The 13,401-nt window shown below is 30.8% G+C and carries 13 protein-coding genes; 10 read left to right on the top strand and 3 right to left on the bottom strand.

Features of this window, described 5'->3' with window-relative positions:
- Nucleotides 1–5: 5 nt before the first annotated feature.
- The 10 genes from AC1Q7L_RS20930 (at nt 6) to AC1Q7L_RS20885 (ending at nt 10,104) form a co-directional block, all read left to right on the top strand.
- Nucleotides 6–1,250 carry an O-antigen ligase family protein gene (locus AC1Q7L_RS20930; protein ID WP_492307937.1) on the top strand — a complete coding sequence of 415 codons (1,245 nt, stop codon included), beginning with the start codon at nt 6–8 and terminating at the stop codon, nt 1,248–1,250.
- Nucleotides 1,198–2,334, top strand: coding sequence for a non-hydrolyzing UDP-N-acetylglucosamine 2-epimerase (gene wecB, locus AC1Q7L_RS20925; protein ID WP_492307938.1), 1,137 nt, complete (start codon nt 1,198–1,200; stop codon nt 2,332–2,334). Before AC1Q7L_RS20930 ends, wecB begins: the two co-directional genes overlap by 53 nt.
- The gene (locus AC1Q7L_RS20920) at nt 2,334–3,539 is read left to right on the top strand and encodes a glycosyltransferase family 4 protein (RefSeq protein WP_492307939.1); all 1,206 of its coding nucleotides are present in this window, start codon (nt 2,334–2,336) and stop codon (nt 3,537–3,539) included. Before wecB ends, AC1Q7L_RS20920 begins: the two co-directional genes overlap by 1 nt.
- Nucleotides 3,540–4,433, top strand: coding sequence for an NAD-dependent epimerase/dehydratase family protein (locus AC1Q7L_RS20915; RefSeq protein WP_492307940.1), 894 nt, complete (start codon nt 3,540–3,542; stop codon nt 4,431–4,433).
- A gap of 3 nt (nt 4,434–4,436) precedes the next feature.
- Nucleotides 4,437–5,399: an MraY family glycosyltransferase gene (locus AC1Q7L_RS20910; RefSeq protein WP_492307941.1), complete on the top strand. Its 963-nt coding sequence runs from the start codon at nt 4,437–4,439 to the stop codon at nt 5,397–5,399.
- A gap of 21 nt (nt 5,400–5,420) precedes the next feature.
- Nucleotides 5,421–5,966 carry a dTDP-4-dehydrorhamnose 3,5-epimerase gene (rfbC, locus tag AC1Q7L_RS20905; protein WP_492307942.1) on the top strand — a complete coding sequence of 182 codons (546 nt, stop codon included), beginning with the start codon at nt 5,421–5,423 and terminating at the stop codon, nt 5,964–5,966.
- Between the two features lie 95 nt (nt 5,967–6,061).
- Nucleotides 6,062–7,363: a 30S ribosomal protein S12 methylthiotransferase RimO gene (gene rimO, locus AC1Q7L_RS20900; protein ID WP_492307943.1), complete on the top strand. Its 1,302-nt coding sequence runs from the start codon at nt 6,062–6,064 to the stop codon at nt 7,361–7,363.
- 413 nt (nt 7,364–7,776) lie between these two features.
- A complete protein-coding gene (locus AC1Q7L_RS20895) occupies nt 7,777–8,445 on the top strand; it encodes a phage tail-like protein (RefSeq protein WP_492307944.1) in 669 nt (222 codons plus the stop codon).
- 35 nt (nt 8,446–8,480) lie between these two features.
- Nucleotides 8,481–9,212 carry a phage tail-like protein gene (locus AC1Q7L_RS20890; RefSeq protein ID WP_492307945.1) on the top strand — a complete coding sequence of 244 codons (732 nt, stop codon included), beginning with the start codon at nt 8,481–8,483 and terminating at the stop codon, nt 9,210–9,212.
- A gap of 520 nt (nt 9,213–9,732) precedes the next feature.
- Nucleotides 9,733–10,104, top strand: coding sequence for a septal ring lytic transglycosylase RlpA family protein (locus AC1Q7L_RS20885; RefSeq protein WP_492307946.1), 372 nt, complete (start codon nt 9,733–9,735; stop codon nt 10,102–10,104).
- A gap of 50 nt (nt 10,105–10,154) precedes the next feature.
- Here the strand turns inward: AC1Q7L_RS20885 and AC1Q7L_RS20880 are convergent, their stop codons facing one another.
- From AC1Q7L_RS20880 to AC1Q7L_RS20870, 3 genes are all read right to left on the bottom strand, one after another.
- Nucleotides 10,155–10,919, bottom strand: a complete 765-nt coding sequence (locus AC1Q7L_RS20880; protein ID WP_492307947.1) for an exodeoxyribonuclease III — start codon at nt 10,917–10,919, stop codon at nt 10,155–10,157.
- Between the two features lie 89 nt (nt 10,920–11,008).
- The gene (porX, locus tag AC1Q7L_RS20875; RefSeq protein ID WP_410692311.1) at nt 11,009–12,553 is read right to left on the bottom strand and encodes a T9SS response regulator signal transducer PorX; all 1,545 of its coding nucleotides are present in this window, start codon (nt 12,551–12,553) and stop codon (nt 11,009–11,011) included.
- A 262-nt stretch (nt 12,554–12,815) separates the two neighbouring features.
- On the bottom strand, nt 12,816–13,385 hold the full coding sequence (locus AC1Q7L_RS20870; protein WP_492307948.1) for a thioredoxin family protein: 570 nt from the start codon (nt 13,383–13,385) through the stop codon (nt 12,816–12,818).
- Nucleotides 13,386–13,401: the final 16 nt, after the last annotated feature.

Below are 13,401 nucleotides of genomic sequence, written 5' to 3'. Positions count from 1 at the left end.
TTTTGATGGAAAGAATAAATCGTTTAAAATCCTCACTTATTAATAATCAGGAAACTTATTTTCTTTTTATTATTTTGTTTGGTTATATTCTTTCAGACATTAATCCTTTCGAATTAAAGAAACTATCACTAGCTGCAAACCTTTTATTAAGAGGGTTTGTGTTTATGTTATCAGTATTTTTTATTATAAAAAATTTTGAGATAATAAAGGAAAGAAAAATTGTAATTCTTTCTTTTCTATTATTTTTTTCTTTTTATATAATAAAAGTATATTATACATTACAAAATTTTCCTTTCAATGTTAACGTTCTCCCGGCTTTACGCAATGTTCTTAACTATTATGTATTGGTAATAATTCCTTTGCCTGTAATTGCTATTTTGAGTTTAGATTATTCAAAAATTAATTTTAAAAAGTTTTATAAAATAGTTTTTTCATTTTTATTCGTCATTTTAACAGTTAATTTTCTTTTTATAGGAAAAGAAAATGGTAATAGAAATGGTATTTTCAATGCATATTATATTATAACAGGCTATTACGGATTAAGTTTGGTTGTAATGAGCTCATTCAGTTATTTATTTCTAAAGGAAAAAAGTAAAATTTATTTAATAGGAATATTGCTAGGCTTTATACCAATGTTTGTTTCTGCAGCTAGAAGTCCCATATTGGCATTTTTTCTGATTATTTTTCTATTCGTTATTTTGAAAAATAATAAAAAATATTGGGTCCATTCAGGCATTGCATTAGTTTTATTTATCATATCACTTTTTATTATTTATAAAAGTGGAGTAGGAGATAATATCGTTTTTTTTAAAAGAATAAATGCTGCAATTTTTGAAAATAATGCTTCAGGAAGATCTTATTATCTAGATAAAGGAATTGATGTATTTACCAACAATCCATGGTTTGGTGGTCGTGTTCTTTTTGAAGATGGAATGTATCCTCACAATTTATTTGTTGATATTTTAATGTCAACAGGTATTTTGGGTATGATTCTATTTATAATTTATTTTAAATTTGTAGTACAGAGTTTTATAAAAGTTTTAAAAAATATTTATAAATATAAAGAGAGTGGTATTTTAGCTTTCTTTTTCTTGCAGTATTTTGTTTTAACTCAGACATCAGGGAGTCTATATTCATCTTTTGAGTTCTGGTATTTTTCTGCTGCAATAATTGGTTTAGGATATATAAATTTAACAAATGAAGAAATTAAAAGTAGTGACGGTCGTGGGTACGCGACCGGAGATTATTAGATTATCAAGAGTATTAACAGCTTTAGATGCTTCTGAAGCTGTAGAACATATTATCGTCCATACAGGACAAAATTATGATTATGAACTTAATCAGATCTTTTTTGAAGATTTAGGTTTGCGTAAACCTGATTACTTTTTGGAAGCCGCAGGAAAAACAGCTACAGAAACAGTAGGAAATATTTTAATTAAAATAGATCCGCTTCTTGAAGAGCTACAGCCTGATGCATTTCTTGTTTTAGGTGATACCAATTCTTGTCTTTGTGCCATTCCGGCTAAGAAAAGACAAATTCCTATTTTCCATATGGAAGCAGGAAACAGATGTTTCGATCAAAGAGTTCCTGAGGAAACTAACCGTAAAATTGTAGATCATACCTCAGATGTCAATTTAACGTATTCTGATATTGCAAGAGAATATCTATTGAGAGAAGGTCTTCCTGCTGACAGGATTATTAAAACAGGTTCTCCTATGTTTGAGGTTTTAAATCATTATTTACCTCAGATTGAAAGTTCAGATGTTTTAAGCAGATTGAATTTAGAAGAAGGAAAATATTTTGTTGTTTCATCTCACAGAGAGGAAAATATTAATTCAGAAAAGAATTTTAATGGTTTAATGGAAAGCCTTAATGCTATTGCTGAAAAATTTGGATATCCGATAATTGTTTCTACTCATCCTAGAACAAGAAATATGATTGATAAGAAGCAGATAGAGATGAGACCGGAAATTCAGTTTTTAAAACCACTTGGTTTCCATGATTATAATGCTCTTCAGATGAGAAGTTATGCTGTTCTATCAGATTCCGGAACAATTTCTGAAGAATCTTCTATTTTAAATTTCAGAGCTCTTAACATCAGAGATGCTCACGAAAGACCAGAAGCGATGGAAGAGGCATCTGTAATGATGGTAGGGATGTCTCCGGAAAGAATTTTACAGGGACTAACGCAACTTCAGCAGCAAAAAGTAGGTAAAGAAAGAAACTACAGACCTGTAGCAGATTATTCTATGCCTAATGTTTCTGAAAAAGTAGTAAGAATCATTTTAAGTTATACAGATTATATTAACAGAGTAGTTTGGAGTAAAAAATAATGAAAAATCTCTGGATTGCGACCGAACTTTTTTATCCTGAAGAAACATCAACTTCTTTTATTCTTACCAAGATCGCCAATAAGCTTTCTGGTAAGTATTCAGTAAAAGTTGTATGTGGAGATCCTGTGTATGATAAGAACAGTAAAAGTGAATCATTTACTCTAAATTCTAATGTTTTTGTTCATAGAATTAAAGGATTTACAGGAAATAAAGACAGTTTAATAAGCAGAAGTTTAAGATTTATTTTTTTAAGTCTTTCTATCTTTTTTTATCTCTTTAAAAATGTAAAGAAAGGGGAGAAAGTTTTTATAGTTACCAATCCTGCACCGTTGATTTTATTGATTTCAATTCTTAAAAGATTAAAAAAGATTGAATTAATCATATTAGTACATGATGTTTTTCCTGAAAATACAATACCTGCTGGAATAATAAAATCTGAAAGTTCTTTTTTATATAAAATTTTAAGAAGCATTTTTGATAAAGCATATTCTAAAGCAGATAAATTAATTGTTTTGGGAAGAGATATGCAAGAAATAATCAAAAATAAAACTCAAAGATTCAAAAATCATCCAAAGATTGAGATCATTGAAAACTGGGGAGATACAGAAAATATTCGCCCACTTTCTAAAGACGATGTTTTTGAAAATGACTCTTCTTTAAAAGATAAAGTAGTTTTTCAATATGCCGGAAATATCGGTAGAGTGCAGGGACTTTTAGAATTATTAGAAATTATTAAAAATGTTACTAATACTAAATTAGCTTTTTATTTTGTAGGCGAAGGTGCTGTTAAGCAGAAAATGAAAGAATATGTTGAGGTAAACAAAATGCAGAATGTTTATTTTGGTGATGCTTATTCAAGAGAAGAACAACTTTCTGTTCTGAATAAAGGGGATATAGCTTTTGTGAGTCTGGCTGAAGGAATGTTTGGACTGGGAGTTCCTTCAAAAACATATAATATTCTCTCTGCAGGAAAGCCTATTTTGTATTTAGGAGAAAAAAATAGTGAAATAGATATGCTTGTAAAAGAAAAAAATATAGGATATTCTTTTCAACAAGATCAAAAAGAAGAACTTATCAGTTTTTTTAATTCATTTAATGATAATTCTGTGTTGGATTTAAATATTAAAAAACAAAATGCCAGAAAAGTGGCAGAACAAGATTTTTCTGAGGAAATAATTTTAAATAAATTTTATCAAACTATTTAAATGAAAGTATTATTTACAGGAGCTAATGGTTTTTTAGGAAAAAATGTTATTCCTCTACTCAGAAAAAAGCTTTTTGAAGTAAAGACATTTGGAACTCATAATACGAATTATATTTATAATATTGCGGAAGAGATTCCTTTGTTTCAAGAAAAATTTGATATCATTTTTCATGCTGCAGGTAAGGCGCATTCTGTTCCTCAAAACCAAGAAGAAGAGAAAAGGTTCTTTGATGTTAATTTTGAAGGAACAAAAAATCTATGCAGATCTTTAGAAAAAAATATCCCTGAAATTTTCATTTTCATTAGTACAGTTGCTGTCTATGGAAAGGATTTTGGAGAAAATATTAATGAAGAGTTTCCTTTGGATGGAAATACACCTTATGCAAAAAGTAAAATATTAGCTGAAAAATTTCTCTTGGAATGGTGCAAGAAAAATAATGTTAAATTATTTATTCTAAGACCTTCTCTAATTGCAGGACCAAAACCTCCAGGGAATTTAGGAGATATGATAAATGCCATTAAATCTGGAAAATATTTTAATATTGCGGGTGGCAAAGCCCAAAAAAGTGTATTTTGGGTAGAAGATTTTGCAGAGATAACTTCTAAAGTTATTGGCAAAAGTGGAGGTATTTATAATGTTTGTGATAGTAAGAATCCTAGTTTTAAAGAAATCTCAGATAAAATTTCAGAAATTTTAAATAAAAAATCACCTGCAAGTATACCTTTTTTTATTGCAAAGGCAATGGCAATTGTTGGGGATATGTTAGGAAAAAAGGCTCCTATTAATTCATTAAGATTAAAGAAAATTACAGATTCTCTTACTTTTTCTAATGAAAAAATAAAGAAAGAATTAGGATTGAGTCTTTCAAACGTAATGGAAAAATTTCAAATATAAATTATGGAGTTTGTAATTGTAACAGTTTTACTTTTTATATCAATGTTGGTTTATTTCAGAATTGCCGACAAATATAATATTATTGATAAACCCAATCATAGAAGTGCCCATTCTCAGATAACTCTTAGAGGTGGAGGAGTTATTTTTCCTATTGCATTTATTATTTTTTGTGCATTTAATTTGAATACAGTTATTGATAATTATTGGTCTTTTGGTGCAGGATTATTAGCAATTTGTACTGTCAGTTTTATAGATGATATAAAAACTTTGACAAGTAGAGTAAGACTTTCTATTCACTTGATTTCTGTAATGTTGCTGCTTTATTTCACTGGAGCTTTTACTTTGATGCCCTATTGGGTTTGGCCCATATTATTTATTCTAATAATAGGAACATTGAATGCCTATAATTTTATGGACGGGATCAATGGAATGACCGGAATTTATAGTTTGGTTACTTTATCATCTTTACTCTATATTAATAAAGAAATAATATCATTTACAGATAATGACTTTATAATTTATCCTATTTTAGCTTCTTTGGTATTTTTATTTTTTAATTTCAGAAAAAAAGCAAAATGTTTTGCAGGAGATGTTGGAAGCATGGGAATTGGTTTCTGGGTAATTGGTCTTATCACTTTATTGATCATGAAAACTCAAGAGTATAAGTACATTTTATTATTATCAATCTATGGAATAGAAGTCGTACTGACTATAATCGAAAGATTATTACTCAAAGAAAACATTTTCGAAGCTCATAGAAGACACCTTTATCAATTGTTTGCTAATGAAAAAAAAGTTTCACATTTGGCTATAAGCTTCGTTTATACTTTTGTGCAACTAATTATTAATTTGTTTTTAATAAATTCGCAACTTCCAATTTGGGTTATTATCCCGATAATATTTATTCCGGTTGGTGGAATTTATTTGGGATTAAAATGGAGCTTAAAAAAACAATATAACCTTTAAAATCGCTTTAGAATTAAATCTATGAAAATAAAAGAAACACCACTTAAGGATTGTTATATAATAGAGCCTACTATTTTTGAAGATGATAGAGGCTACTTCTTTGAGAAATTTAATGAAAAGAAGTTTGAAGAACTAACCTCAATGAACGGGCATTTCGTTCAGGATAATATTTCTAAATCTTCTTATGGAGTTTTAAGAGGGTTACACTTACAGAAAGGAGAGCATGCTCAGGCTAAACTGGTTTCATGTTTGGAAGGTAAAGTTTGGGATATAGCTGTTGATTTGAGAGAAGATTCTCCAACATTTGGAGAATGGTTCGGAATAGAACTTACCGAAGAAAATAAACTACAGTTATATATTCCAAGAGGATTCGGGCATGGATTTTCAGTGATAAGTGAGACAGCTGTGTTTGCGTATAAATGTGATAATTTTTATAATAAAGAATCCGAAGGAAGCGTAAAATTTAATGATCCTGAGCTTAATATTGATTGGAAAGTTAATCCAAATGATATGATTCTTTCGGAGAAAGATCAAAATTCACCAAGCTTTAAAGATAAAAACTTTTAAATAGCATATTGAGAATCACTTTATTAAAGTGGTTCTCTTTTTTTTAATTCATACTCTTCAATATTTCGTATCTTTGCAAACTCAAAATCAAAAAGATGCGTACAAAATCCATAGGTAAGAAGAAAATTAATATCGTCACACTCGGCTGTTCAAAGAATGTATATGACTCTGAAGTGTTGATGAGCCAGCTGAAAGCCAATGGAAAAGAAGTGGTGCATGAAGACAAAGGTGATATCGTTGTTATCAATACTTGCGGATTTATAGATAATGCCAAGGAAGAATCTATCAATACGATTCTAGAATATGTAGAAGCTAAAAATAGAGGTGAAGTTGAAAAAGTTTTTGTTACAGGTTGTCTTTCTGAAAGATACAAACCAGACTTGATCAAAGAAATTCCTGATGTAGACCAATATTTTGGAACGAGAGATCTTCCTATTTTATTGAAACATTTAGGTGCAGATTATAAGCACGAGCTTGTTGGTGAGAGATTAACAACTACTCCAAGACATTACGCTTATTTAAAAATATCCGAAGGTTGCGACAGACCATGTTCTTTTTGTGCAATTCCTTTAATGCGTGGTGGTCATACTTCTACGCCGATTGAGAAATTAGTTTCTGAAGCTCAGAAATTAGCAAAAAAAGGAACTAAAGAATTAATTTTAATAGCTCAGGATCTTACCTATTACGGTTTAGATATCTATAAAAAACGTGCTCTTGGAGATTTATTAAAAGAACTTGTAAAAGTAGAAGGTGTAGAATGGATTCGTCTTCATTATGCTTTCCCAAGCGGTTTTCCTGAAGATGTTTTAGATATTATCAGAGAAGAACCTAAGGTTTGTAATTATATAGATATTCCTCTTCAACACATCAATTCAGATTTGTTGAAATCGATGAAGAGAGGTACTACTCACGAAAAGACGGATGCACTTCTTGCTAAATTCAGAGAGAAAGTTCCTGATATGGCCATTAGAACAACTTTAATCGTTGGATATCCCGGAGAAACTGAAGAAAGATTCCAGGAAATGAAGGAGTGGGTAAGAGAACAAAAGTTTGATAGATTGGGTTGTTTCACATATTCTCATGAAGAAAATACTACGGCTTATGTTTTGGAAGATGATATTCCTCAGGAAGTAAAAGAAGCGAGAGTAGAAGAGATCATGGAATTACAATCTCAAATTTCTTGGGAAAAGAATCAGGAGAAGATTGGAAAAGTTTTCAAATGTGTATTTGATAGAAAAGAAGGAAACTATTTTATTGGAAGAACGGAATATGATTCTCCGGATGTAGATAATACAGTGCTGGTTTCTGCAGAGAATACATATATCTCTATAGGCGAATTTGCAGAGGTTAAAATCACTTCTGCTGAAGAATTCGACTTATATGGAGAATTAGTTTAAAATATCTCATTTATTAGTGAATTTTTAATATATAATTCATTGATAATGCCATACCTGTAAATTTATTTTAGGCATTAATAAAAATTAACACATTTTATTATATTTTAATATTATGGCTAGTTATTTGATTTTCAGTATTTTATGTTTTTGTTAAAATGAATTTTTAAAACTTTTTATATCAGACTATTGCAGTTAAATAATAAAGTACTAACTTTGCGGTATGAATAGATTTTTATAATGCTATTTACTGAACGTTAGATATTTAAAACTAAATCGAAAATGGAACAGTTTTTGAGAATATTATTCTTATGATTTGTTTGGTTTTCAATTGTTAAGGCACAAGTTGGGATGAGTTGTCCCATTTTGAATAAATATCATTGATGAAAAATGTAATTTAAAATCTTTAAAAACTTATGAAAAAAATTTTATTAACAGCGACTGTTCTTGTTAGCATGACAGCGCTTACTAAAGCTCAACAGGGGCGTGTAGGTATCAACACAACTACACCTGCCGCTACTTTAGACGTTACAGCAAACACAGCTGACGCTACAAGACCTGATGCGCTATTAGTCCCTCGTATGACAGAAGATCAGTTAGCAGCAAAAAATACTGCTTATGCTGACGGTACTGCAACACCTAGTGCTCAGAATGGAGCTCTTGTATTTGTAACTGCTGTGGACGGTGCTACTACTCCTAAAACAGTGAATGTTACTGCTACTGGATTCTATTACTATGATGGTACTACAGGTAACAATGTTTGGAAAACTGTAGGAGCTGGTGGTGCTGCTGCTGCTCCTGTTACTTATAGAACTGTTGCGGGATCTGCAAGTATGCAAATTTTAGCAAGTGATTTAGGAAATGTAGTTTTATTCGCAGGTGGTGTTGCTGGACAAATCCTATTACCAACTCCTAATGCAAGTATGATCGGAAAAAAATTAACTCTTGTATCTGTAGATATCTTGAGCCACAATTTGACGAATTTAAATACTAACTATAAGACGGTAACTCTTTCTTCATTACAACAATTTGGGACTGAACTTATTACAGATGGTACTAACTGGTATGCTACTGGAGGTCAATAATCAATTTACAATAATTTAATTAAATTAATTTAGAGATGAAAAATTTAAAATATATCGCTGTAGCTTTGATTATTTCTTCAATTGGAAATACTGTTTCAGCCCAACTTAAAGGAAATCAAACATTTGCTGACGGAAGTATTCCCGCTTCTTCAGCGTTCTTAGATGCTTCACTAACTGCGACTATTAATAACGCTAGTTTAGGTAAAGGACTTATTTTCCCTAGAGCAGATATTACTCAATTAACTTTGGCAAACCAAGGTACTTTATTTAATGCTGGTAATAACCCTAATAGGTTTGACGGTATGATCGTTTACAACACTGCAACAACTGGTGCTCCTGCTGTTGGAACGATTTCAGAACCTCTTTTTGCTGGTTTCTGGTATTATGACAATAAAAGTGGAACTACTAACGGTGGTGTTTGGAGACCTATCGTAGGTGGTGGTGGTAAAGAAAATATCTTAACTACTGAAACTATTACTAACAGATTAGTAAACAATGCTCAGATCTACGGTAGAAAAGGTACTTTTGTAACAAGTGGAACTTCTACTGCACCTACATCTTATCCTAGTGGAGCAATTACAATTCCTGCTACTGCAACAGCTGGTGTTTACAGAGTAACTGTTTTTCAAGCTGGTACTGGAAATGTTTATGCTAATGGAGTATATTCTTATGACATTGCTACTGGTAACCTTATTACAGGTTCTCCAAGTATGTCTGTAGTTTATCCTGCTGGAACATATGATTATGTTGTAGAATATACTAAATAAGGTATAACTACATTCTAAATATAAAACCAATGAGATTTCTCATTGGTTTTTTTGTTTTTTAATTTCTCATTTAATTGATTCGAAGTTTTATTTTCTTTAAATAAAATTTAGCATTATTTATTATGCTGTTTTTTCTATATTCTTATTACTTAGAGTTTATATTAATTTATAGAATAGAATTAATTAAAAAATGTTTTATACTTTAAATAAAGCTATATGAGTTTTTATTCAAAGTAATTAATTTAGATTTAGCAAAATTTGTTAAAAATTTTAAGATATTGATTTTCAGTAAGTTTTATTTTGTGTTTTTTTAAATTATGCTTTAATTAGTTAATTTCGTTAACTTTTTAATGCTATTTTTAACACTTTTTAACAATGTACTCTAAGAAGCCTATTAATAGGGAGTTACAAGGGTCGTTGTGATAGAATTAGGTTTTTGTTAACAATTTTTAACATTTCGACTGTGGACTTTACCATATTCATGATACTTTTGCTGAGTCAAAACCAATAAAATTTCAAGATGATGAAAAGATTCATTCTCGTAATCATAATGATGATTTCAACCTTTGGTGTTTATTCTTTCAAGAATAATGCCACAGATGCGAAGAAAACAAGTTATGCATCGTACTACCACGATAAATTTAACGGTAGAAAAACGGCCAGCGGAGAAATCTTTGATAATTCAAAGCTTACTGCAGCCAACAGAACGCTTCCTTTTGGTACAACTATTAAAGTAACCAATCTGAACAATGGAAAAGAGGTAATAGTGAAGATTAATGATAGAGGACCTTTCCATTCATCAAGAGCGCTAGATATGTCTAGAGCCGCGTTCGATGAAATCGGAGATACCGGTCACGGTACGATTCCGGTGGAATATGAAATTGTCGATTAACATTTATGATTAAATTGCAAAGCCAGCTGAATAAGCTGGCTTTTATTTTTTTAAATATTAACTTCTATTAAAGCAGGGCAGTGATCCGAATGCACTGCTTCCTTCAAAATAACAGCTCTGGATAGCTTTTCTTTTAATGAATAGGATGCAAAGTTGTAATCCAACCTCCAGCCTTTATTATTGGCTCTGGAATTCTGTCTATAACTCCACCAAGTGTAATTGTCGGGTTCATTATTAAAAAACCTGAAACTGTCTATCAATTCGCACTCCTCGATGAAACTGGTCATCCATTCTCTTTCCATTGGTAAGAAGCCTGAAGTGTTTTTTAAACCAACCGGATTGTGGATATCAATCGCTTCATGACAAATATTAAAATCCCCCGAAATAATAAGATTTGGAATAGTCTTTTTTAATTCTTTAATGTAAGCTAGAAAATCATGGCAAAATTGCATTTTAAATTCAAGCCTTTCAATATTCGAAGCAGAAGGGACATATACAGAAATTGCCGAGAAACCATCAAAGTCTGCACGGATAATTCTTCCTTCATTATCATAACTTTCAATACCGCAGCCATATTCTACATGATTGGGTTTTATTTTTGAAGCGATTCCGACACCGCTGTAGCCCTTTCTTACGGCTGAATGCCAATAACTATGATAACCTAATTTTTCAAGGCTTTCGATGTCTATTTGATCGTTTCCTGCTTTACTCTCCTGAATGCAGATAATATCCGGGTCAGCTGTTTTCAGCCAACCAAGAAAATCTTTGGTAAAAGCAGCTCTTATTCCGTTTACGTTGTAAGTAATTAATCTCATGTTTCAAAAATATAAAAAAGAAGCGGAAAAAATCAATTGATTTTTTCCGCCACCCTTATTACCCAAAGTTAAATAAACTATGAAAAAAACTACTTGGGCTCTAAAATACTTATTGGAATAATACATTCTTCTAATGATATTCCACCATGTTGGTAGGTTTCTTTATAATAATTCACAAAGTGATTATAATTTTTAGGATAAGCCAGGAAAATATTATTCTTAGCGAAAATATATTTAGAACTTAAATTTCCTTTTGGTAAAAATAATTTTTCAGGGCTTGTGATCGCCCACACATCTCTGTCGTCGTAAGTTAAACTTTTACCTGTTTTGTAACGGATGTTAGTAGATGTTTCTCTGTCACCTACAACTTTACTTGGTTTTTTAACATAAACGGTTCCGTGGTCGGTTGTAATGACCAATTTGTAACCGCTTTCCGCAGCTAACTTAATGATCTTTATTAAAGATGAATTTTCAAACCAGTTCGATGTTAAAGAGCGGAAAGTTTTGTCATCACGAATTAACTGATCAACAATATGATTATCTGTTTTTGCGTGTGAAAGAATATCAATAAAGTTATAAACAATCACCAAAAGATCATTGTTTTTGTGCTGATTGAAATCATCGTAGATCTTTCTTTCAAAATCGGCATTCAAAACTTTTAAATATTTCATTGATTTAGAACCTAAACCAATTCTTTTCATTTGATCTTCTAAGAAATCACGCTCAAATTCATTTTTGTTTCCATCTTCATTATCATTGAACCATTTTTCAGGGAAACGTTTTTCGATCTCAGAAGGCATTAAACCTGCAAAGAAAGAGTTTCTCGCATATTGTGTAGCTGTCGGAAGAATACTGTAATAATAATCTTCTGAAACTTTATTGTAATATTTAGTGAACAAAGGTTCGATTACTTTCCATTGATCGTAGCGAAGATTATCAACCATCAATAAAAGAACTTTTTCTTTTTCTACTTCCGGTTTTATTTTTTCTTTGAAAAGAGTGTGGCTCATTAATGGTTTTTCATTTCCATTCAACCAATCTTCGTAATTGTTTTCAATAAATTTAGCAAACTGAATGTTAGCTTCTTCTTTTTGAGACTGTAAAAGATCTGCAAACTCGTTATCTGCAACTTTATCAAACTTAATCTCCCAACTAACGATTTTTTTGTAATATTCTGCCCAATCCTGATACGTTCTTAAATAAGAAAGTTCCATAGAAAGGTTTCTGAACTCCTGCTGATATTGTAAAATTGTCTTTTGCTCAACAAGATTGTCTTCCTGAAGATTTTTCTTTAATGACAATAAGATCTGATTAGGATTTACTGGCTTCAAAATATAATCTGCGATTTGAGAACCAATGGCCTCCTCCATAATGTGTTCTTCTTCGCTTTTTGTAACCATCACTATTTTCAAAGAGCTATCTCTTTGTTTGATCATAGGAATAGCCTCAAGCCCAGAAATCCCAGGCATATTTTCATCTATTAAAGTAAGTGCAAATTTTTCCGAATCTATTAATTCTAATGCCTCATTTACGTTATTTACAGGGGTTACGTGGTAACCTTTTTTCTCTAAAAATACAATATGAGGTCTAAGTAAATCTATTTCATCATCTATCCATAATATCTTTTCCGACATAATAATTTAATTTTTCAGGGTTAGTATATCAAAATTGCGACCAAAAGCTCGTAAAATCTGCGAAAATAGAGACTTTAAAAGTTAAATCTTAGTTAAAAATTTTGATGCGTTTTCATTGTAATAATTGACTATGAAGATAACGCATTTGTACTATAAATAGTATGTTTTTTAATGAAAAATCAATTATTGGTTCTTTAATTAATGTATTGAAGTCATTTATACTTTTATAAGAAATTTTACGAGTTAATTTTTAAACTTGAAATCATAAAAGAGAAATTATTTCATCAATAATATCAAAACCTTTATTGCTTTCGTAATATTCCTGTAATTCGGAGAGGAAAACCTCTTTAGGAAATTTTTCGGGATCATTTTTATATTTAGTTAAAAGTTCAAATCCAAACGCGGTCCGTGGCCCCCAATGGCTTATAATATCGCTCTTGACATCAAGGATAATGACAATGGGGACGGACTCGCTTCCACTTGTTAAGAATAATTTCATCAAATCAGGGTTTTCATCCCTGTATAGTATTTTTACGGCGTTTTTTTCTTCGAAGAATTTTTTTATTACCGGAATGGCTTGACTACAGTCTCCACACCAGTCTTCAGCTATAATTAAAATCTTTCCAGTGAAGTTTTTTTCATTAAGAATACTCTCATGATCGCTATCCGGAAAGTAATTTTGCATAATCTGTTCGGCTCTTTCGAGGGAAAGTTTACATTTTTGGATTTTCTCTTTATCAAAATTTTGTTTTTCAGGAGCTTCTATTTTCTTTTCGATATTATGAAGATAAGATTCGAACGAAATACCTTTTTTCCAATATGCTTCGATCATGACTTCTGTTTTTAAA

It is taken from the genome of Chryseobacterium sp. GW823-FHT05E08 (genome assembly GCF_058795655.1).
Note: the sequence above shows the minus strand (reverse complement) of the source record. Positions and strands in the feature narration are given on the sequence as shown.

Excerpts from the sequence above, each read along its gene's own strand:
- AC1Q7L_RS20930 (WP_492307937.1), top strand. The coding sequence starts at position 6 with ATGGAAAGAATAAATCGTTTAAAATCCTCACTTATTAATAATCAGGAA.
- wecB (WP_492307938.1), top strand. The coding sequence starts at position 1,198 with ATGAAGAAATTAAAAGTAGTGACGGTCGTGGGTACGCGACCGGAGATT.
- AC1Q7L_RS20920 (WP_492307939.1), top strand. The coding sequence starts at position 2,334 with ATGAAAAATCTCTGGATTGCGACCGAACTTTTTTATCCTGAAGAAACA.
- AC1Q7L_RS20915 (WP_492307940.1), top strand. The coding sequence starts at position 3,540 with ATGAAAGTATTATTTACAGGAGCTAATGGTTTTTTAGGAAAAAATGTT.
- AC1Q7L_RS20910 (WP_492307941.1), top strand. The coding sequence starts at position 4,437 with ATGGAGTTTGTAATTGTAACAGTTTTACTTTTTATATCAATGTTGGTT.
- rfbC (WP_492307942.1), top strand. The coding sequence starts at position 5,421 with ATGAAAATAAAAGAAACACCACTTAAGGATTGTTATATAATAGAGCCT.
- rimO (WP_492307943.1), top strand. The coding sequence starts at position 6,062 with ATGCGTACAAAATCCATAGGTAAGAAGAAAATTAATATCGTCACACTC.
- AC1Q7L_RS20895 (WP_492307944.1), top strand. The coding sequence starts at position 7,777 with ATGAAAAAAATTTTATTAACAGCGACTGTTCTTGTTAGCATGACAGCG.
- AC1Q7L_RS20890 (WP_492307945.1), top strand. The coding sequence starts at position 8,481 with ATGAAAAATTTAAAATATATCGCTGTAGCTTTGATTATTTCTTCAATT.
- AC1Q7L_RS20885 (WP_492307946.1), top strand. The coding sequence starts at position 9,733 with ATGATGAAAAGATTCATTCTCGTAATCATAATGATGATTTCAACCTTT.
- AC1Q7L_RS20880 (WP_492307947.1), bottom strand. The coding sequence starts at position 10,919 with ATGAGATTAATTACTTACAACGTAAACGGAATAAGAGCTGCTTTTACC.
- porX (WP_410692311.1), bottom strand. The coding sequence starts at position 12,553 with ATGTCGGAAAAGATATTATGGATAGATGATGAAATAGATTTACTTAGA.
- AC1Q7L_RS20870 (WP_492307948.1), bottom strand. The coding sequence starts at position 13,385 with ATGATCGAAGCATATTGGAAAAAAGGTATTTCGTTCGAATCTTATCTT.